Here is an 18,136-nt window from a genome sequence, read left to right as displayed (position 1 = left end):
TCAGGAGCCGGAAACGACCTTCAGGTTGCCATCGTGGCTGCCGCCACCGAAGACCCGGTGATGGCCGAAATCGCTTCTGAGGCCGTGGCGCTGCTCCTCACGCTCTAGCCCGAGTTCGGGAAACAGCAGTTCGGCGACGCGGTAGGCCTCTTCCAGATGCGGATAACCGGAGCCGATCACCGTCTCGATGCCGAGATCCTGATATTCGCGAAGCCGCGCGGCGACAGTCTTTGGCGAGCCGACCAGTGCTGTCCCGGCACCGGCGCGCACGAGGCCGACACCGGCCCAGAGGTTTGGCGAGACCTCGAGCTTGTCCCGTCGGCCGCCGTGAAGGGCCGCCATGCGCGCCTGGCCGACGGAGTCGGACTCCTTGGCGAAACGCTGCTGCGCTTCCTCGATCGTCGCATCGTCGAGCTTTGAGATCAGCCGGTCGGCCGCCGCCCATGCTTCCTCGTCCGTTTCGCGGACGATGAAGTGCAGTCGGATGCCGAAACTCACCTCACGGCCTTTCTTGGCGGCGGCGGCTCGCACCCGCTCGATCTTCTCGCCGACCTGTGCCGGCGGCTCGCCCCAGGTTAGATACTTGTCGACGCGGTTCACCGCAAAATCGATTCCGGCATCCGACGAGCCGCCGAAATAGAGCGGCGGGCGCGGGTTCTGGACGGACGGAAAACCGAGCCGAGCGTTGGTTGCCCTGATGTATTTTCCGTCGAGGCTCGCGACACCCTTTTCCAGCAGCTCTTCCCAGAGGCTGAAGAATTCCTCGGCGTGCCGATAGCGCTCGTCATGCTCCAGATGGATCCCGTCTCCGGCAAGCTCGCCGGGGCTGCCACCGACGACGATGTTGAGCAGCACGCGGCCGTTCGAGATGCGGTCGAGTGTTGTCGTCAACCGCGCATAATAGGCGGGCGAGGCTGTACCGGGACGGATCGCGACGAGGAATCTCAATTTCTCGGTCTTGGCCGAAAGGGCTGCGGCCGTCACGAAGGACTCCTCGCAGGCAACGCCCGTCGGCAGAAGCACGCCGGAATAGCCGAGCCGGTCGGCGGCCTGCGCGATCTGCGTCATATAGCCGATATCCGGGGCGCGCGTCAGTTCGCCGGAGCCGAGATATGTCCCGTCGCCAGAGGTCGGGATGAACCACAGGAAATCGATTGGCTTGGATGAAGCGCTCATGGGTCGGAAATCTCCATTGAAAAACCGGACAGATATCAGCTCGCCTTTGGCCGCCAGACGATGTCGCCGATGGTCAACTGCTTCGGCACGATGCCGAGCTCGTAGAATTCATCGGCAAGCGCCTGCTGGTAGGCAGCCGCATCGTCGGTGATGGTCGTTACAGCACCGAGATCGGCGCCCGGCCGCGACAGCGCCACGCGGGTCACCTCGGCCGGCACGCCGGTGATTTCGGAAAGCTCCCTGACCGTATCGTCGAGCTTGCCCTGTGCCGACGTGCCGACCCTGGCGAGTTCGTCGATCACGTCGACGACGACCTGACCGTTGGCATCGGTGAAGTCCTGGTTGGCGAGGAAATAGCTGTAGGAGGCAACGATGCCCTCGGCCGTCGTCAGGATACGGGTCTCCGGATCGGCTTCGGCGATCGCAAGGTAAGGATCCCAGATCGACCAGGCATCGATGCTGCCGTTCCTGAAAGCAGGGGCCGCATCCGGCGGCGCCAGGTCCAGCGGCTGGACATCATCGAGTGTCAACCCTGCCTTGCGTAAGACCTTCACCGCAACGTTATGCGCGCTGGAACCGCGCTTGAACGCCACCTTCTTGCCCTTCAGGTCTTCGAGAGACTTGATCGGAGAGCCCTTGCGCACGAGGATCGCCGAACCTGCCGGGCTGCCGCGATAGGTGCCGACATAATAGAGATGGCCGCCGGCAGCCTGCGCAAAGAGCGGCGGCACATCGCCAGTTGCGCCAAAGTCCAGCGCACCGGCACCGAGCGCTTCGAGCAGCGGCGGGCCGGATGTGAATTCTGACCAGCTAACCGTGATGCCACGATCGGCAAGTCGGCTCTCGAGCGCCCCGCGGCGCTTGGCGAGCGCAAGCACGCCGTTCTTCTGCCAGCCGATCCGAAAGTCTGTGGCTGTCGCGCGTGCGGGTCTGATGGCCGGCAGAACGGCAGTTGCAGCAGCAGCACCGATAAGTCCGAGCGTCTGGCGTCGAGAAATCATGGCAATCCCCTTTGCTGCGGCAGCATCCCTGGTTCTGCCGGTCGTTGCGATGAGTGCATAATGATAATGTCTATATATTTAATCGACAATTTAATTTGTAACTTTTGGCACCCGGGCGGTTTTCCTGACCGCAATGTGCTCGATCAGCGAAATTTTATTCCAAAGCCCCTTCCGAGAATGCGAATGGCAAACGCACCGGCGTCACCTGGCTTTCCTGCCGTAGCACTTTCGGCTAATCATGCCCCAAATTCAGGAGAAGGATCTGGCATATGGCAAAAGTCGCGTTCATCGGTCTCGGCGTCATGGGCTACCCCATGGCAGGTCACTTGAAGACGAAGGGCGGCCACGATGTCACCGTCTATAACCGCACGGCATCCAAGGCTGCGGACTGGGCCACCAGGTTCGCGGGCAAATTTGCCGCAACCCCTGCCGAAGCAGCAGCAGATGCCGACTTCGTCTTCACCTGCGTCGGAAATGACGACGACCTGCGTTCGGTCACCATCAGCAAGGGCGGCGTCTTGGAAGGCATGAAGAAGGGCGCCGTGCTCATCGACAACACCACCGCCAGCGCCGAAGTCGCCCGCGAGCTTTACGATGCCGCCAAGGCAAAAGGCAGCGATTTCATTGACGCACCGGTTTCCGGCGGCCAGGCGGGTGCGGAAAACGGCGTGCTCACCGTCATGTGCGGCGGCGATGAAGTCGTCTTCGAAAGGGCAAGGCCGGTCATCGACGCCTATGCCCGCATGGTCGGCCTCATGGGTCCTGCAGGCTCCGGCCAGCTCACCAAGATGATCAACCAGATCTGCATCGCCGGGATCGTCCAAGGGCTCGCAGAAGGCATCCATTTCGGCAAGCGTGCCGGCCTCGACATCGAGAAGGTTGTCGATGTCATCTCCAAGGGTGCCGCCGGCTCCTGGCAGATGGAGAACCGCCACAAGACCATGAACCAGGGTAAATACGATTTCGGTTTCGCCGTCGACTGGATGCGCAAGGATCTCGCCATCGTGCTCACCGAAGCACGCGCCAACGGCGCGAAACTGCCTCTCACCGCCCTCGTCGATCAATTCTACGGCGACGTCCAGGCGATCGGCGGCAACCGCTGGGATACGTCCTCCCTTTTGGCGCGTCTGGAAAAATGATCGGCCCCGGCGCGAGCGCAGCCGAGCTGATCGCACATCTGCAGACACTGCGCTCGGAAGAGAAAATTACCGGCATGACCCGCTTCGGCATCGTCACCGGCACCGCGCTCGGCATTTCCAATCCCGACCTCAAGAAAATCGCCCGCCTTGCGAAGAAGGACCACGCCCGCGCTCGACAGCTCTGGCTAAGCGAAATTCGCGAGGCACGCATGCTGGCGCTCTACACGGCCGAGCCGAAGAAGCTTACGCGCGCGGACGCCTGCCGCTGGGTGAAGGATCTCAACTCCTGGGAAATTGTCGATTGCGCCGCAGATCTCTTCGTCGAGGCGAGGCTGGATGACTTGATTTTCCAGTTTGCCGCCGACGAAGGTGAATTCGTCCGCCGCACCGCCTTTGCCATGATCGCCGGCGCTGCTGTCCACCGCAAGCAGGACCCGGACGAAGCTCTCCTCGCCTGGCTTCCCCTGATCGAGTCGCATTCTGCCGACCCGCGCAACTTCGTGCGCAAAGCCGTCAACTGGGCGCTTCGCAACATCGGCAAGCGCAGCCGCTACTGCCACGCCCCGGCGCTGGCCCTTGCCGAACGCCTGGCCGTACACCCCGATAAAATCGCCCGCTGGATCGGCAAGGACGCCGTCAGGGAGCTGACCAATGAGAAGGTGATGGGGAAATTGAAGTAGGAGCCAGCCGCCAGTGCGAGGATGGGCGAATGCAACAGCACGCGCGGCGTTGGCTATCTGCCGCATCATTGCCACCAATTTCCCTCGCTCTTTTACCTGTCACAGGAATGGAGCCCCGAGGCAACTGCGCCGTGAATGACTGAAGGATATTCGAGGATCCTGTGCGCCCAAGCAATTGGGCGCACCTCAGGCCAGTTACGATGCCAGGCATGACGTGCGGGCAACGACGGCTCAAAAGGCAACGTTGCCGGTGCGGCTACCTGACCGCGTTGATGAGCGGCAGGTGCCATGCTTGCCCTTCCCGCGGAATGGCTGGACTTCAATCCTCGCTGGACTTTGCATTGTCCAGGACCATGTAATCAAGCGGCAGCTGCGTCGAATACTTGATCTGCTCCATGGCGAAGGCAGAAGAAACGTCGCGGATTTCGATCTTGGCGATCAGCCGCTTATAGAAGGCGTCATAGGCGGCGATATCCGGCACGACCACGCGCAGCAGGTAATCGACGTCGCCGCTCATGCGGTAGAATTCGACAACTTCGGGAAAGTCCGAGACCACTTCGGAAAAACGCCTCAGCCACTCGATCGAATGCGTCGCGGTGCGGATCGAGACGAAAACCGTGACCTTCGTGTTGACCTTCTCGGGGTCGAGGATGGCGACGCGGCGCTTGATCACGCCGTCCTCTTCCATCTTCTGGATACGGCGCCAGCACGGCGTTGTCGAAAGGCCGACCTTCTTGGCGAGATCGGCAACAGCCAAAGTCGAATCTTCTTGCAAAAGACGCAATATCTTGCGGTCGAGACGGTCCATATGCGAAAGCCCTTTTCGAATTATTTTCTCTATATAACGCGATTCCGGTGCCAGAGAAGAATTTTGTTTCAGGATATGAGGAATTTTACTCTGTCCCGCAGCACCGGGAGCAGTTCTGCTTCGAACCAGGGATTGCGCTTCAGCCAGCCGCTGTTGCGCCAGCTTGGATGCGGCAGCGGCAAGACCGCCGGACTGCGGTTTGAAAACAGCGTCTCGCGCCACGCCTTTACCGTTTCGGTCATGTTCGGCTTGCGCAATCCGCTCAAATGCCACGCCTGGGCATATTGACCCACGGTGAGAACCAGCTCGATCTGCGCCATCCGATCGATCACTCTCTGGCGCCAAAGCGGCGCGCATTCCCGCCGCGGCGGCAGGTCGCTGCCCTTGGCGTCATAGCCCGGAAAACAGAAGCCCATCGGCACGATCGCGAACCGCTTTGCGTCGTAGAATGTCTCGCGGTCCACCTGCAGCCAGCCGCGCAAACGGTCTCCGGAGGCATCGTTGAAGGGAATGCCGCTTTCATGCACCCTGAGCCCCGGCGCCTGGCCTGCAATCAGGATGCGCGCGGTGGACGACATCACGACGACCGGCCGCGGCTCGTGCGGTAGCCGATCGTCGCCCCGCAATGGGCGATCGCGGCAGATGCGACAGCGCGCAATTTCGCTGTACAGCGCCGCAAGCGCCGCTTCGCCCGTCACTGCCATCCCGTCACCGCCTGGCATCCTCTAATCCTGATTGCCTGCGCTCATGGTCGCGCACGTCGCGCGGACGCTTGAATGCCCCCGCCCAGAGACCGGCCCTTTGCGCCCGCGCCCTCGCCTCTTCCCGCTCGTAATCGCCATTGGAGACAGCCATGCCTCTGGCCACCATCTCTGCGTTGAGATCGATGCCGCCGCTCCGGCAGACGACGAGCAATCGGTCATAGTGGTCTCGTCCGGCGCCGCCGCATCGGGTATCACGTTCGGACACCAGAGCCTGCAATGCCTCTTTTGCCGCCCGGCCGCAAGCCCAGCGCTTTCCGCCGCGCTCGCAGCTCTGGTGGAGCTCCGGCGCATCGATGCCCTTCAGCCGCATGCGTTCGGCACCGGCCGTCAGGCTGTCACCGTCTGCCGCATGAAACCTGCCGGAATGCAGGGTATCGGGCCGGTCGTCGAGCTTTGCGGCAAACAGCCAGATCAGCGCAAGAATTGCCAAAGCGGTGACACCGTCGCGTATCGATTTAAAACCACGCGCCACGCTTTCGCCTCCTTGAAAAACAAACCGTTGGCAAAAATGGCAAACAACTTCTTAAGAATTGCGGGTTACGGTGGAACCATCCGCGGATCAAGTATCATTGTGCACATGAGTACCGGCGTCAGCACATCGACCGATAAGATTATCGTCGACAAATCCCGCAGTCACCGCAACAAGCCTGTCTCCCGGGCTGTGCGGCAGACGCGCGAGCGTCTGCAATCGGGCCATTCCTCCGCCGCCGCCTTCGATCGCGATGCGCTCAGGATGTATATGAGCGCCTTCATCCAGGGCGCGTCGATCATGCCGCTCTTCGTCATCATCGTTGCGGTACTCGGCATCTATTTCACCGGCAACACACAAATCTTGCTCTGGTCGGTACTGACGCTGACTGCCTACGCAGCAAACATCTATCTCGTGCGCCGCGCCCGCAAAAAGGAGATGTCGCCGGACTCGGCGCGCAAATGGCGCCGCATCTTGCTTTTCGGCCAGCTGATGATCGGCAGCTGCTGGGCCGTCTTCGCGCTTCAACAGTGCGACGCCTGCGATCCTGCCGGCTTCATCCTGTTCAAGGGCGCAACGCTTCTCATCGCGCTTTCCGTTACGGCAATGTCGAATTTCATGCTGACGCCCGCCGTGCTCGTTGCCTTCGCGCCCTCCGTCGTGGCACTCGCTGCAAAGGCCGGCGTCTCGCGCGACCTGCTTGAGCTGAGCCTGGCTGCCGTTTTCACGACGACCGTCATTTTCTTCAACTACATCAGCGACCGCCTCTTCCAGTCGAACCTCAAGATCCTCTCCTTCCAGTCGGAAAAGGACGACTTGATCGCCGAGCTCGAAGTCGCCAAATCCATGTCCGACGAGGCGCGTCGGCGCGCGGAAGAGGCAAACCTTGCCAAGTCGCGCTTCCTCGCCTCCATGTCCCATGAGCTGCGCACGCCGCTGAATGCCATCCTCGGCTTCTCCGAGGTGATGTCGGCCGAGGTCATGGGCCCGCTGAACAACCCGACCTACAAGGAGTATACCAACGACATCCACCGTTCAGGCCAGCATCTGCTGAACCTTATCAACGAGATCCTCGACCTGTCGCGCATCGAGGCCGGAAAATACGAACTCATCGAAGAAGCGATCTCGCTCCTTGACATCGCGGAAGATTGCATCGGCATGGTGCAGCTGCGTGCCAGGGGCAAGAACATTTCCATCACCCAGCAGTTCGAACGGGAGCTGCCGTCGGTCTGGGCTGACGAGAAGTCGTTGCGCCAGGTTGTGCTGAACCTGCTTTCAAACGCAGTGAAGTTCACGCCGCAGGCCGGTGAAATCCATGTCAAGGTCGGATGGACGGCAGGCGGCGGCCAGTACATCTCCATCAAGGACAATGGCCCTGGCATCCCCGAGGACGAAATACCCGTCGTTCTCTCCGCCTTCGGCCAGGGATCGATCGCCATTAAGAGCGCCGAACAGGGTACCGGCCTCGGCCTGCCGATCGTCCAGGCGATCCTTGCCAAGCATGACGGCCAGTTCGTCCTGAAATCAAAGCTGCGCGAAGGCACCGAAGTGATCGCCATTCTGCCCGCCAAGCGCGTGCTGCAGAGCCTGCCGGCCGTCGAGGAGGCGCAGCCCGTTTCCCGCAAGCGCAAGAGCTTCGCCTGATCTTGGCAAACCTGCACGAAACCAGGGTGGCAGACCGGTGCAAACGAAGTTGAACGTCAGGCAAGAAAACCCGCGGCAAGATGACGTGGCCTCGCTTCTCTTGCTGTCCGATGCGGTTGCAGCTTCGCTCTATCCCGGACAGTATCGCCGGCCTCTCGATCCGCAAACCTTGTCCGCACCACATATTTCAGTCTTTGTCGCACGCATTGCCAACCTTACCGCAGTAGGATGCTGCGCGCTCTTCGACGATCATGATGGCACGGCGGAGCTCAAGCGGATGATCGTAGACCAGAGGTTCAGACAGCAGGGTGTTGGAAGAGCACTGTTGCAAGCCGCAGAAGCAGCGGCCATGTCCAAAGGAATTCGTCTTATCCAAATGGAAGTTGGTATCAGGAATACGGATGGACAAAAACTGTATCGTTCGGCCGGATACAGGGAGCGCGGCCCCTTCGGCACCTATAAGCCGTCACCGATCAGCCTGTTTTTCGAGAAAGCGATCGGAGAAAAATCCTGATGCCATCTGCGTCAGGAAAGGACGATTTCAATGAGGTGCGCGCCGATCGTGACGAGAAGATAGAGCCCGCAGGCGGCAATCGCGCACAGGACGGCAAAGGAGCCAAGATCCTTGGCATGTTTGCCGACCATCGAGATTTCCGGCGAGATGCGGTCGATCACCTCCTCGATCGCCGTATTCAGCGCCTCGACGGCGAAGAGCACCAGAAACAGCACGACGGCAATCATCATTTCCCACGGCGATGCACCGACGGCGGCAAGCAGGATCAGCGAAACCGCGGCAAAGACCAGTTCCTGCCGGAAGGCCGATTCCTTGATCAGGCGCTGGAAGCCCGCCCAGGAATAGACGGCGGCAGCGAAGAAATGGCTCACACCCGTCTGTTTGCCTATGGCAGGTTTGGTCAATGCACGTCCTCGTCGTTAAGTCGGCGGCGGCCGCAGCCGCCGTCCATGGGTCAAAATGCGAATACCGGTTCGAGGCTTCCGCCGCAAGCACCCGCCATCGTCTGACACGACGCTCCAGAGCTCAGTGTTTGTTGGCAACGCCTGCCTGCGAGAATGTGGCCATTCCGGAATGGCAGGCCGCGGCGGCCTTTACGATGCCGGCGGCAAGTGCCGCACCCGTTCCCTCGCCAAGCCGCATGCCGAGCGCCAGAAGCGGTGTTTTGCCGAGCATCTCGATTGCCCTGAGATGCCCCGGTTCGGCTGAGACATGGCCGATCAGGCAGTGATCGAGAGCCGACGGATTGGCCGCCTGCAGGATGGCGCCTGCCGCCGTCGCCACATAACCGTCGATCAGCACAGGTATCTTTTCGACGCGCGCAGCAAGAATGGCGCCGGCCATTGCCGCAATCTCGCGGCCGCCCAGGCGGCGCATGATTTCCAGCGGATCGTTCAGGTGGTCGCGGTGCAATTCGATCGCGCGCTCGACGGCTGCCACCTTGCGCTCCAGCATCTCGCCCTCGGAACCGGTTCCGGGGCCGACCCAGTCGCGCGCCGAGCCGCCGTAAAGCGCGTAGTTGATCGCCGCAGCGATGGTCGTGTTGCCGATGCCCATCTCGCCGATGCACAGCAGGTCCGTGCCGCCCGCAATCGCCTCCATGCCGAAGGCCATGGTTGCCGCGCAATCGCGCTCGGAAAGTGCTGCCTCTTCGGTGATGTCACCGGTCGGAAAGTCGAGCGCCAGATCGAAGACCTTCAGCCCGAGATCGTAGGCGACGCAAATCTGGTTGATCGCCGCACCGCCGGCGGCGAAATTTTCCACCATCTGCTGCGTCACGGCCGGCGGAAAGGGCGTGATGCCCTGTTTCGCCACGCCGTGATTGCCGGCGAAGATCGCAACCAGCGGCCGGTTGACGGCAGGCGCCCTGCCCGTCCAGGCCGCCAGCCAGAAGGCGATCTCCTCGAGCCGCCCGAGTGCGCCCGGCGGCTTCGTCAGCTGCGCGTCGCGCTCGCGCGCTGCCACCAGCGACCGGGTATCCGGTCCCGGCAGATCGCGCAGCAGCGCGCGGAAATCGTCGAACGGCAGGCCTGAAACGCTCATGAATTCGGCTTCCTTATATTTGCTTCTGTCCAAAGACCCCGGCCAACTTGTGTTTTGCAGGCAAATCGGCTTCTGTCGTCGCGACTCTAATAAAGGCAGCGGGCAGGCCTCACAACTCCCAAAGCGTCGCACTTTTCATGCATGAAGTTGGAGACATGAACATCAAGGCCTATGCGCTCGACACTGCCCGCGCCGTCGCTTTTCTGAGCAGGCTTCCCGTGCCGCAATGGGTTTTTTCCGCAGACGACGGCAAGCTCACCCGCACGGTGCGCGCCTTCCCGCTCGCCGGCATTTTGATCGGGCTTCTTCCGGCCCTCGTCTTTCTCATTCTCCTTGGCCTGCGCGCCGACCGTCTGATGGCGGCGTTCGTCGCACTCGCCGTCCAGACGCTCATCACCGGCGCACTGCACGAAGACGGGCTATCCGACACTGCCGACGGCATCGGCGGCGGACGTGACCGCGCCCACGCGCTGGCGATCATGAAGGACAGCCGCATCGGCAGCTACGGCGCGATTGCCCTCGTCTTCTCGCTGGCACTTCGCGCCGCAGCGCTTGCTGCCATCGCCCGCGAGGTCGCCCCGCTTGCCGCCGCCTTCGCCATCCCCGCGGGCGGTTGCCTCAGCCGTGCCGCGCTCGTCTGGCACTGGCACCGTCTGCCGCCGGCAAAGACGGATGGCATCGCCGCCTCCTCGGGCCAACCCGGCGAAAGCGCAATGCATGTCGCGCTGGTGTCCGCCTGCCTCTTTTCGGCCCTTCTCGTCTGGCCGGCGCTCGGCCTGCTGGCGCTTGTCTGCAGCCTGCTTGCAACGGGCATCGCCGTCATCGCCTTCACGCTCTATATGCGCCGCAATCTTGCCGGACATACGGGCGACACGCTCGGCGCCGCGCAGCAGATTTCCGAAATCGCAGCCTTCTGCGCCCTTGCCACGGCCTTGTGAAATCACGATATTCCGCTCATGCAAACGCCCTGCATCCACGTATGCTCAATCGATCCCGCTACCGGCTTTTGTACGGGTTGCGGCCGCACGCTTCAGGAGATCGGCAACTGGATGTCCTTTTCGGATGAAGAAAGGCAGCGCATCACGACTGTCCTTGCCGCGCGCCTCTGCGAACCGGCGGTCCCGATCCGCGAGGCGGCCGCAATGCCGGACCATCGTTCATGAACCGGCTCGGGCTCTTCCTTCTGATCCTCGGGATCGGGCTTGCGGTGCTCGTCTACAACCATGACAGCGATCGCGTGCTCGGCATGAACATCGACGACTTCGGGCGCATGGTCTATCTCCTGCCGATCGTGCTGATGCTGTCTGCCGGCATTTGGGCAAGCCGCCGCAGCGCCGGCGAAACCATGCGCAACCTGATGATCTGGCTGGTCATCATCCTGGCCCTGGCAACGGTCTATCTCTACCGCCAGGACCTGTTGGGCGTCGGCAACCGCCTTCTAGCCGGTCTCGTGCCCGGCCGGGCCGTCGTCGTCACCACCAGCGATGGCAGCAACGAGGTCATCCTGCACAAGCTGCTGAACGGCCATTTCGAGGCCGACGTTTCGGTCAACGGCCGGACGATCCCGATGCTTGTCGATACCGGCGCCAGCATGGTGGCCTTGTCGCATACGGACGCAGAGCGCATCGGCATCATCCCCGAAAATCTCACCTATTCGATGACCGTCATGACGGCGAACGGCCGAGCACGCGCCGCCCCCGTGACGCTCGACCGCATCGCCATCGGCCCCATCGTGCGCACCGACGTCGCCGCCAGCGTCGCCGAAGACGGCGCACTCGACAAGAGCCTGCTCGGCATGAGCTTTCTCCAAACGCTGGGTTCCCTGCAGATGCAGACGGATGAACTGAGAATGCGCGACTAGGTTGTGCAATTGGAGCACCACCACCCGCTTCGCCACATCGCAGCGGTAAAGCGTCATCGATGACAATAATTGCACCATGCATAGCCTACGGGGTATATTAAGTTGCCCCTTTGACAATGCACGTCCCTGTTCCATACCGATTTTGCCTTGACTCACTCATACCTACATGACTATACGTCAATCCATAGCCAGCGGAGTATGGATCCAAATGTCGAACGATCCCGATATGCTCTTCAGAACGCTCGCCGACCCGACCCGGCGGGCTCTCTTCGAGCGGCTGTGCCGCGAAGGAGAAAAGACGGTCGGGGCCTTGACGGCCCGGGCCGGGGTCTCCCAGCCGGTCGTCTCAAAGCATCTGGGAGTCCTGAAGCAGGCGGGGCTGGTACGCGACCGCCACGAAGGCCGCCACACGCACTACAGCGCGCAGCTTGCAGCCCTCGCCCCGCTGATCGACTGGACAAGCCAGATGGCGGGTTTCTGGCAGAGCCGGTTCAACGATCTCGAAGATCTGCTCAAAAGGATGGATCAATGAACAAAGCCGCGACCCAAACGCTTTCCGTCATCGTCGAACGGGAGATTCCCTTTCCGCCGGAAAAGATCTGGCGCGCGCTCACGCAGCCACACCTGATTAAGGAGTGGCTCATGACGAACGACTTCAAGCCAGATATAGGGCACCGTTTCAATCTTCGCGGAGACTGGGGCGGCGTGCTGGACTGCGAGGTCCTCGCCGTGGAGCCGAACAGAACGCTGTCCTACACCTGGAACTTTGCACACAACGATGCGGCCTATAATCTGCAGAGCGTTGTGACCTTCACGCTCACCCCAACCGACACGGGCACCCATCTGCGCATGGAGCAGTCGGGCTTCCGGCCGGATCAGAAGCAGGCGTACGGGGGTGCAAAGGCAGGGTGGCAGCAGTTCTTCGCAAACCTGGAACAGGTCTTGTCGCGGGCAGACTGAGGTCGCGCCTTGCCCTTCGGCTGATACTCAAAGGAGGTTCCATTGAACTGGAGTCATTGGATTCGGCAGTTCCACCGCTGGCTGTCCATCGCCTTTGCGGCGACCGTCGTCGCCAACTTCGTCGCTATGGGATCGGAAGAGCCCCGCAGCTGGATCGTCTACTCGCCACTGCTGCCGCTATTCTTGCTCATGCTCACGGGACTTTACATGTTCGTGCGGCCTTATGTCGCGAAGTGGCGGGAGGCATGAGCAACATGGACCGCAAGACGGACAGGAAGTCGGCGACGGCCGCAAACGGGGCCACTGCCAAACCGCCCTCCACAGAACCAGTCCTTCTCTCAGGCGGCAACCCCCAGATCGCCAAGGGTTACGGCGAGGCCCCCGTGCAGGCCTACATCGCGGCCATGCCGGGCTGGAAGAGCGACGTCGGGCGACGTCTGGACGCGCTCATCGAGCGCACAGTCCCTGGCGTGCGCAAGGCGGTCAAATGGAACTCGCCCTTCTATGGTGTCGAGGACCATGTCTGGTTCCTCAGCTTTCATTGCTTCACGAAATACGTGAAAGTGACGTTCTTCCGCGGGGCATTGCTGCGCCCTCTTCCCCCCGGCCGATCCAAGCACAAGGACGTGCGCTATCTCGACATCCATGAGGGCGAACTCGACGAATCTCAGTTCGCCGATTGGGTGGAGCAAGCCAGCCGGCTGCCCGGCGAACGACTGTAAGCGACCATTATGATGAAAGCGACAACCACATGAAGAAGAACGCCATGAAGGAAGCAGAAGCCTCTCCGTCTCAGCTGATCGATGCGAAAGTAGCCGCGCTAGGCGATTGGCGGGGCAAGACGCTCGCCAGGCTCCGAAGCCTCATCAAGGAGGCCGACACCGAGGTGGTCGAGGAGGTAAAATGGAGAAAGCCCTCGAACATGTTGGGGGTTCCCGTGTGGAACCACGCCGGCATCATCTGCACCGGCGAGACCTACAAGAACGCTGTGAAGCTGACCTTCGCCAAGGGCGCCTCATTGGAGGATCCTTCAGGTCTCTTCAACTCCAGTCTCGAAGGCAACACGAGGCGTGCCATCGATTTCCATGAGAGCGACGTGATCGACGAAGAAGCCTTCAAGGCGCTCATTCGCGCCGCCGTGGCACTGAACACCTCGCAGGACAGATCAAAGCGTGCCTGAGGAGCAGCGCAGCTCGGCGCCCAGCTCTATATTCTTCAACCCATGGAACATTGCGTCGCGCATCCGGGTTGAAAGGATTGAAAGGAGGCGCTGGCCATGGAAAATCCCTCGAAGCAACTCGCGGACGAATATCTGCGCCTTGGCGGCCATCGCCGAGCGGTGATCGACGATAACATCGTGTCCACCCGCTGCTGGGAAAAAGATACGCCCGAGGCCGCACAGTTCTGGAAAGACCGCATAGATACCCTGGATGCCGCCCACCGCAGGCAGGTCGTATCCTTCCTGCCAACAATCAATAGGATCTGATCGCCCGCCACATTCAGGGGCGGGAGGCAGGTCTTGTCGCAGCGCCAGGCCGGGGTATCGAGGTTCTTGCCGGCATCGGCCGCACGCGCTTCGCAAATCGGTCAATACCAGTCGAGGTTCGATGCCAAAGACGGCACCACGATGAACGCCAGCACCTTCCGCAACGACAAGCTTGTTGCGGTCGTCGATCGCCTCCGGCGTGACCTGGATCGCATCGTTTCGCAGGCCGGCTTCAGTTCCGCAGCCGGTACCCTGTCTTGAAAATCCAGCCAAGTGTCGCAAGGCAGATCGCCAGGAACATGGTGATCATCCCAAGGCTGAGCAGCGGATTGACGTCGGCGATGCCATAGAAACTCCATCGGAAGCCGCTCACCAGGTAGAGCACCGGATTGAAGTGGCTGACGGCCTGCCAGAAGGGCGGCAGCATATTGATCGAATAGAAGCTGCCACCGAGGAAGGTCAGCGGCGGCACGACGAGCATCGGGATCAGGTTCAATTGCTCGAAGTTGCCTGCCCATATGCCGATCATGAAGCCGAACAGGCTGAACGTCACTGCCGTCAGCAGGAAGAACAGGATCATCATGAAGGGATGCTCGATCCTCACCTCCACGAAGGCATTTGCCGTCAGAAGGATAATGAGCCCGATCAGCAGCCCTTTGGTGGCCGCAGCTCCCACATAGCCGAGCAGGATCTCCGTCATCGCAACCGGCGCTGACAGCACCTCGTAGATCGTACCGGTGAATTTCGGGAAATAGATGCCGAAGGAACCGTTGCCGATGCATTGCCCGAGCAGCGTCAGCATGATGAGACCCGGCGTGATGAAGGCGCCGTAGGAAACGCCCTCCACCTCTTGGATACGCGAACCGATCGCCGCGCCGAAGACGATGAAATAGAGCGAGGTGGAAATGACCGGAGAAAAGACGCTCTGCAGCAGCGTGCGGCGCGTGCGCGCCATTTCGAAGAAATAGATCGACTTGATGGCTTCGAAGTTCATTTCGTGCCTCCCACGAGCGCCACGAAGATATCCTCGAGCGAACTCTGCCGCGTCGAAAGATCCTTGAAGTGGATGTTCTGCGCCGCAAGCCGGGTGAGCAACGCGGCAATGCTCTCCTGCTCGCTATGCGCATCGAAATCGTATATCAGGCGGTTTCCGTCGGGTTCCAGCGACAGACCGTTTCCGGAGAAACAGTCGGGCAGCTTGTCGAGCGGTTCGGCAAGCTCGAGGATCAGCTGCTTTCGGCCGAGCTTCGTCATCAGCGCGGTCTTGTCTTCGACCAGCAGCAGCTTGCCGCCGTTGATCACGCCGACGCGGTCGGCGATCTCTTCGGCCTCTTCGATGTAATGCGTCGTCAGGATGATGGTAACGCCGGACTCGCGCAGCCTTTCCACGACCCGCCACATATCCTTGCGCAGCGTCACGTCGACGCCTGCCGTCGGCTCGTCGAGGAAGAGGATCTCCGGCTCGTGGCTGAGTGCCTTGGCGATCAGCACGCGCCGCTTCATGCCGCCGGAAAGCTCCCGCAGCATATTGTCCTTCTTGTTCCACAGCGAAAGGTCGCGCAAGACCTTTTCGATATGCGCCGGGTTCGGTTTCTTGCCGTGCAGGCCGCGCGAAAAGCTCACCGTATTCCATACGGTCTCGAACTGATCGGTCGTCAGTTCCTGCGGCACGAGCCCGATCATCGTCCGCGTCGCGCGGAAGTCCTTGACGACATCGTGCCCGGCGACCAGCACCTGGCCGCTGCTCGGATTGACGATGCCGCAGATGATCGAAATCATCGTCGTCTTGCCCGCGCCGTTCGGTCCGAGCAGAGCCAGGATCTCGCCCTTCTCGACATCGAGATCGATGCCTTTCAGCGCCTCGAACCCGTTGGCATAGCTTTTTGTGAGATTTCGGATGGAAATGATGGGTGCCATTGCGGATTTCTTGAGTATTTCCTCGTTTTTCGTCCGCTATATAGCCCCTTTATTGAACTTTGACATCCTGCCGACGCTGAACAGACTATTCAGCGAAAGCATCTTTATGCGTAGATGCTGATGAGGAACCGCGCGGCAGTAACGATCAGGAAGATGCCAAAGCCGATCTCCAATTGACGCTTGCTCATCCGATGCGCAAGCCGCGCGCCGATCGGCGCGACATACATCGTCAGCGGAATGATGAACACCACGGCGATCCAGCTGACGTAGCCGGTCGAAAACGGTGGCAGGCCCGATACACCCCAACCGGCCCAGACATAGCCAAACAATCCCGGCAGCGAGATCAGCACGCCAACCCCCGCAGACGTCGCCACCGCCTGGTGCATCGGCCGAGAGAAGAGCGTCATGAAGGTATTGTTGAGAACGCCGCCACCGATCCCCATCAGGCCGGAAAGAATACCGATGCCTGTCCCGACCAGGAACTTGAATGGATTACCCGGCAAATCGCTACCGAGCCGCCAGCTCGCGCGGTTAAACAACATGCGCAAAGCGACGACCAGCGCGACCGTTGCAAAGATGAATCGCAAGGTGACGCTCGACGCTTCCGAGGCAATCACCGCCGCGACGATTGCGCCGAGTGGCACCGCGATGATCCAGCCGTTCAAAAGCTTCTGGTCGACCGCCCCATGATTGCGATGCGCCATATAGGACCTGAGCGACGTCGGGACGATAATCGCAAGCGAGGTACCGACCGAAAGGTGCATGCGCACCGCCTCCGGCACATCGAGCAAGCCGAATACCTGATAGAAGACCGGAACGAGGATCGCGCCGCCGCCAATGCCGAAGAGACCGGCAAGCAGCCCCGCTACCGCGCCCGCAGCCGCCATCATCGGCGCAAAAAGGGCAAGCTCCGAAAGGGCCGGCATCGCGATCTCCCCTACTTCCAAGCAGGCCGGATCACGGAAAGGAAAATCAGCCGCAGGTTTTATTTGTCATCAAGCGGTGATCTTCTTCGCAGATAAGAAGTGTCGAGGCAAGCAACGGCTCCCGCGCCGCCGCCCATCCGTTCGCGGAACCGTATCCAGGGCGCTCGTTACGTCCGATCTCCGCTGCCTCGTGTATGGTAAGCAGTCATGCCAGTAATCCTACCCGGCCGCGCGTTCCCCTCCCCGGCCGGCCCAGCTTGAGCCGGCTCCGGAGCCGGCTTTCTTTTGCGCGGGAAAAGCATCCGCTTCCTGGCATACCGCATTAGATCAAGCGTGCCTCAGAATATTCACCAGCCGGCCGAAAGGGTCGCGCACGTAAAACCGCCGCACCCCCCAAGGCTCGCTCGCCGGACCATATTCCACCGCGATGCCTTCGCCGATGACCCGCTGATAGACCTTGTCGAGATTGTCGACTTCGATAGAAAGATCGGGCACCGGCGTCCCGGAGCCGCCTTCGATCGCAAAGCTGACCTGCGGCCTGGTGCTCGCATCCGCCGCATAAGTCACGATCCACCCATGATCCATGACGACATCCATGCCGAGGATGCCCTGATAGAAAGCCTTGGCGGCTTTTATATCGGAAACCGCGATGTTCGCGACAATGCGTTTGACGCTCATTTCGTCCTCCCCGGTAGCCTGCCATGGCTCAATTCCTCGGTCGGAATAGTGGAACGTAATCTGGACGTCCTATGCGGCAGCTAGGTCAGGTCAGTTGCCTCTGGTTGGCCAATACTTCCTTTTTCTGCGCTTGGCCGAAGAAGAACTGCCCATACCGGCTCCAAATGCGGTCATCAGACGCACGCCGATCTGCTTCCGTCGCAGTTTACTGCTTCGCAAAGTCAAACCCATAGGCTCGCTGAACAAGTGCCACTCGAATTTCGTATCGGGAGTACCAGTCTTTGCGTCCTCGACGTTGTGCTTCGACATGATCGACGACCGACTTCCACGCACGAATGCTTGCCTCGTCCTTCCAGTAGGAGATTAATATGCCGAAGCCGTCTGCTCCGCGAGCACTTTCGAAGCCAAGATAACCCGGTTGTCGACTTGCGAGTTCGGTCATTGCATGGCCCATCTCGCCATAACCATCGTCCACATCCGTTCGCTGCGAGGTGAAGCTGACCATATAGTACGGAGGGTCTGGTAAAGAGGAAATGCGCATCGAATGTCTCGCTTGTTGACGAAAAACATG

The 18,136-nt window shown here is 60.8% G+C and carries 26 protein-coding genes; 14 read left to right on the top strand and 12 right to left on the bottom strand.

Features of this window, described 5'->3' with window-relative positions; translation table 11 throughout:
- Positions 1-1,176, bottom strand: coding sequence for an FMNH2-dependent alkanesulfonate monooxygenase (ssuD, locus tag EV130_RS15435; RefSeq protein WP_074061470.1), 1,176 nt, complete (start codon positions 1,174-1,176; stop codon positions 1-3).
- Between the two features lie 35 nt (positions 1,177-1,211).
- Positions 1,212-2,177 carry an aliphatic sulfonate ABC transporter substrate-binding protein gene (locus EV130_RS15430; RefSeq protein ID WP_132660740.1) on the bottom strand — a complete coding sequence of 322 codons (966 nt, stop codon included), beginning with the start codon at positions 2,175-2,177 and terminating at the stop codon, positions 1,212-1,214.
- Positions 2,178-2,446: 269 nt separating this feature from the next.
- Here EV130_RS15430 and EV130_RS15425 point away from each other — a divergent pair, with 269 nt between their 5' ends.
- Positions 2,447-3,316 carry an NAD(P)-dependent oxidoreductase gene (locus EV130_RS15425; protein WP_074061472.1) on the top strand — a complete coding sequence of 290 codons (870 nt, stop codon included), beginning with the start codon at positions 2,447-2,449 and terminating at the stop codon, positions 3,314-3,316.
- Entirely contained in the window at positions 3,313-3,996 is a 684-nt protein-coding gene (locus EV130_RS15420; protein ID WP_074061473.1) for a DNA alkylation repair protein, read from the top strand. The genes EV130_RS15425 and EV130_RS15420 overlap by 4 nt, the downstream gene beginning before the upstream one ends.
- 319 nt (positions 3,997-4,315) lie before the next feature.
- On the opposite strand, the gene EV130_RS15415 is transcribed toward EV130_RS15420, so the two are convergent.
- From EV130_RS15415 to EV130_RS15405, 3 genes are all read right to left on the bottom strand, one after another.
- On the bottom strand, positions 4,316-4,804 hold the full coding sequence (locus EV130_RS15415) for an Lrp/AsnC family transcriptional regulator (RefSeq protein ID WP_074061474.1): 489 nt from the start codon (positions 4,802-4,804) through the stop codon (positions 4,316-4,318).
- Positions 4,805-4,872: 68 nt separating this feature from the next.
- Positions 4,873-5,502 (bottom strand): uracil-DNA glycosylase family protein, encoded by a 630-nt coding sequence (locus EV130_RS15410; RefSeq protein ID WP_132660787.1) that lies wholly within the window; start codon positions 5,500-5,502, stop codon positions 4,873-4,875.
- A gap of 10 nt (positions 5,503-5,512) precedes the next feature.
- Entirely contained in the window at positions 5,513-6,040 is a 528-nt protein-coding gene (locus EV130_RS15405; protein WP_074061475.1) for a thermonuclease family protein, read from the bottom strand.
- Between the two features lie 105 nt (positions 6,041-6,145).
- Between EV130_RS15405 and EV130_RS15400 the strand changes: the two genes are divergently transcribed.
- Positions 6,146-7,681, top strand: coding sequence for a sensor histidine kinase (locus EV130_RS15400; RefSeq protein ID WP_074063191.1), 1,536 nt, complete (start codon positions 6,146-6,148; stop codon positions 7,679-7,681).
- Positions 7,682-7,718: 37 nt separating this feature from the next.
- Positions 7,719-8,195, top strand: a complete 477-nt coding sequence (locus tag EV130_RS15395; RefSeq protein ID WP_074061476.1) for a GNAT family N-acetyltransferase — start codon at positions 7,719-7,721, stop codon at positions 8,193-8,195.
- An 11-nt stretch (positions 8,196-8,206) separates the two neighbouring features.
- Here EV130_RS15395 and EV130_RS15390 read toward each other — a convergent pair whose 3' ends face one another.
- Both EV130_RS15390 and cobT read right to left on the bottom strand, forming a co-directional pair.
- Positions 8,207-8,599, bottom strand: a complete 393-nt coding sequence (locus EV130_RS15390; protein ID WP_074061477.1) for a diacylglycerol kinase — start codon at positions 8,597-8,599, stop codon at positions 8,207-8,209.
- Positions 8,600-8,720: 121 nt separating this feature from the next.
- Complete coding sequence (gene cobT / locus EV130_RS15385) at positions 8,721-9,737, bottom strand: nicotinate-nucleotide--dimethylbenzimidazole phosphoribosyltransferase (RefSeq protein WP_074063192.1); 1,017 nt, start codon at positions 9,735-9,737, stop codon at positions 8,721-8,723.
- 155 nt (positions 9,738-9,892) lie between these two features.
- Here cobT and EV130_RS15380 point away from each other — a divergent pair, with 155 nt between their 5' ends.
- From EV130_RS15380 to EV130_RS15335, 10 genes are all read left to right on the top strand, one after another.
- Entirely contained in the window at positions 9,893-10,675 is a 783-nt protein-coding gene (locus EV130_RS15380) for an adenosylcobinamide-GDP ribazoletransferase (RefSeq protein ID WP_132660738.1), read from the top strand.
- 18 nt (positions 10,676-10,693) lie between these two features.
- Entirely contained in the window at positions 10,694-10,900 is a 207-nt protein-coding gene (locus EV130_RS15375; RefSeq protein WP_132660736.1) for a DUF1289 domain-containing protein, read from the top strand.
- Positions 10,897-11,598, top strand: coding sequence for a TIGR02281 family clan AA aspartic protease (locus EV130_RS15370; protein ID WP_132660734.1), 702 nt, complete (start codon positions 10,897-10,899; stop codon positions 11,596-11,598). Before EV130_RS15375 ends, EV130_RS15370 begins: the two co-directional genes overlap by 4 nt.
- 208 nt (positions 11,599-11,806) lie before the next feature.
- Positions 11,807-12,130: an ArsR/SmtB family transcription factor gene (locus EV130_RS15365; protein ID WP_132660732.1), complete on the top strand. Its 324-nt coding sequence runs from the start codon at positions 11,807-11,809 to the stop codon at positions 12,128-12,130.
- Entirely contained in the window at positions 12,127-12,558 is a 432-nt protein-coding gene (locus EV130_RS15360) for an SRPBCC family protein (RefSeq protein ID WP_074061482.1), read from the top strand. The genes EV130_RS15365 and EV130_RS15360 overlap by 4 nt, the downstream gene beginning before the upstream one ends.
- A 42-nt stretch (positions 12,559-12,600) precedes the next feature.
- Positions 12,601-12,807 (top strand): hypothetical protein, encoded by a 207-nt coding sequence (locus EV130_RS15355; RefSeq protein ID WP_074061483.1) that lies wholly within the window; start codon positions 12,601-12,603, stop codon positions 12,805-12,807.
- Positions 12,808-12,812: 5 nt separating this feature from the next.
- Entirely contained in the window at positions 12,813-13,280 is a 468-nt protein-coding gene (locus EV130_RS15350) for a DUF1801 domain-containing protein (protein WP_074063193.1), read from the top strand.
- Positions 13,281-13,324: 44 nt separating this feature from the next.
- A complete protein-coding gene (locus EV130_RS15345) occupies positions 13,325-13,738 on the top strand; it encodes a DUF1801 domain-containing protein (protein ID WP_420493348.1) in 414 nt (137 codons plus the stop codon).
- A gap of 96 nt (positions 13,739-13,834) precedes the next feature.
- Entirely contained in the window at positions 13,835-14,044 is a 210-nt protein-coding gene (locus EV130_RS15340) for a hypothetical protein (protein ID WP_074061485.1), read from the top strand.
- A 33-nt stretch (positions 14,045-14,077) separates the two neighbouring features.
- Complete coding sequence (locus EV130_RS15335; RefSeq protein WP_074061486.1) at positions 14,078-14,305, top strand: hypothetical protein; 228 nt, start codon at positions 14,078-14,080, stop codon at positions 14,303-14,305.
- Here EV130_RS15335 and EV130_RS15330 read toward each other — a convergent pair.
- From EV130_RS15330 to EV130_RS15310, 5 genes are all read right to left on the bottom strand, one after another.
- Complete coding sequence (locus tag EV130_RS15330) at positions 14,277-15,038, bottom strand: ABC transporter permease (RefSeq protein ID WP_074061487.1); 762 nt, start codon at positions 15,036-15,038, stop codon at positions 14,277-14,279. The two genes, EV130_RS15335 and EV130_RS15330, sit on opposite strands and share 29 nt — an antisense overlap.
- Entirely contained in the window at positions 15,035-15,961 is a 927-nt protein-coding gene (locus tag EV130_RS15325; protein WP_074061488.1) for an ABC transporter ATP-binding protein, read from the bottom strand. Before EV130_RS15325 ends, EV130_RS15330 begins: the two co-directional genes overlap by 4 nt.
- A 104-nt stretch (positions 15,962-16,065) precedes the next feature.
- Positions 16,066-16,887, bottom strand: coding sequence for a sulfite exporter TauE/SafE family protein (locus tag EV130_RS15320; protein ID WP_132660730.1), 822 nt, complete (start codon positions 16,885-16,887; stop codon positions 16,066-16,068).
- 327 nt (positions 16,888-17,214) lie between these two features.
- Positions 17,215-17,565 carry a VOC family protein gene (locus tag EV130_RS15315; protein WP_132660728.1) on the bottom strand — a complete coding sequence of 117 codons (351 nt, stop codon included), beginning with the start codon at positions 17,563-17,565 and terminating at the stop codon, positions 17,215-17,217.
- Positions 17,566-17,770: 205 nt separating this feature from the next.
- Positions 17,771-18,106 carry an antibiotic biosynthesis monooxygenase family protein gene (locus tag EV130_RS15310; protein ID WP_132550174.1) on the bottom strand — a complete coding sequence of 112 codons (336 nt, stop codon included), beginning with the start codon at positions 18,104-18,106 and terminating at the stop codon, positions 17,771-17,773.
- Positions 18,107-18,136: the final 30 nt, after the last annotated feature.

The organism is Rhizobium azibense, from assembly GCF_004342325.1.
Classification (GTDB): Bacteria; Pseudomonadota; Alphaproteobacteria; order Rhizobiales; family Rhizobiaceae; genus Rhizobium; species Rhizobium etli_B.
This window is presented reverse-complemented; position numbering and strand designations above follow the sequence as displayed.

Excerpts from the sequence above, each read along its gene's own strand:
- EV130_RS15325 (WP_074061488.1), bottom strand. The coding sequence starts at position 15,961 with ATGGCACCCATCATTTCCATCCGAAATCTCACAAAAAGCTATGCCAAC.
- EV130_RS15350 (WP_074063193.1), top strand. The coding sequence starts at position 12,813 with ATGGACCGCAAGACGGACAGGAAGTCGGCGACGGCCGCAAACGGGGCC.
- EV130_RS15315 (WP_132660728.1), bottom strand. The coding sequence starts at position 17,565 with ATGAGCGTCAAACGCATTGTCGCGAACATCGCGGTTTCCGATATAAAA.
- EV130_RS15375 (WP_132660736.1), top strand. The coding sequence starts at position 10,694 with ATGCAAACGCCCTGCATCCACGTATGCTCAATCGATCCCGCTACCGGC.
- EV130_RS15370 (WP_132660734.1), top strand. The coding sequence starts at position 10,897 with ATGAACCGGCTCGGGCTCTTCCTTCTGATCCTCGGGATCGGGCTTGCG.
- EV130_RS15365 (WP_132660732.1), top strand. The coding sequence starts at position 11,807 with ATGTCGAACGATCCCGATATGCTCTTCAGAACGCTCGCCGACCCGACC.
- ssuD (WP_074061470.1), bottom strand. The coding sequence starts at position 1,176 with ATGAGCGCTTCATCCAAGCCAATCGATTTCCTGTGGTTCATCCCGACC.
- EV130_RS15330 (WP_074061487.1), bottom strand. The coding sequence starts at position 15,038 with ATGAACTTCGAAGCCATCAAGTCGATCTATTTCTTCGAAATGGCGCGC.
- cobT (WP_074063192.1), bottom strand. The coding sequence starts at position 9,737 with ATGAGCGTTTCAGGCCTGCCGTTCGACGATTTCCGCGCGCTGCTGCGC.
- EV130_RS15430 (WP_132660740.1), bottom strand. The coding sequence starts at position 2,177 with ATGATTTCTCGACGCCAGACGCTCGGACTTATCGGTGCTGCTGCTGCA.
- EV130_RS15345 (WP_420493348.1), top strand. The coding sequence starts at position 13,325 with ATGAAGGAAGCAGAAGCCTCTCCGTCTCAGCTGATCGATGCGAAAGTA.
- EV130_RS15415 (WP_074061474.1), bottom strand. The coding sequence starts at position 4,804 with ATGGACCGTCTCGACCGCAAGATATTGCGTCTTTTGCAAGAAGATTCG.
- EV130_RS15420 (WP_074061473.1), top strand. The coding sequence starts at position 3,313 with ATGATCGGCCCCGGCGCGAGCGCAGCCGAGCTGATCGCACATCTGCAG.
- EV130_RS15340 (WP_074061485.1), top strand. The coding sequence starts at position 13,835 with ATGGAAAATCCCTCGAAGCAACTCGCGGACGAATATCTGCGCCTTGGC.
- EV130_RS15380 (WP_132660738.1), top strand. The coding sequence starts at position 9,893 with ATGAACATCAAGGCCTATGCGCTCGACACTGCCCGCGCCGTCGCTTTT.
- EV130_RS15425 (WP_074061472.1), top strand. The coding sequence starts at position 2,447 with ATGGCAAAAGTCGCGTTCATCGGTCTCGGCGTCATGGGCTACCCCATG.
- EV130_RS15310 (WP_132550174.1), bottom strand. The coding sequence starts at position 18,106 with ATGCGCATTTCCTCTTTACCAGACCCTCCGTACTATATGGTCAGCTTC.
- EV130_RS15320 (WP_132660730.1), bottom strand. The coding sequence starts at position 16,887 with ATGCCGGCCCTTTCGGAGCTTGCCCTTTTTGCGCCGATGATGGCGGCT.
- EV130_RS15400 (WP_074063191.1), top strand. The coding sequence starts at position 6,146 with ATGAGTACCGGCGTCAGCACATCGACCGATAAGATTATCGTCGACAAA.
- EV130_RS15360 (WP_074061482.1), top strand. The coding sequence starts at position 12,127 with ATGAACAAAGCCGCGACCCAAACGCTTTCCGTCATCGTCGAACGGGAG.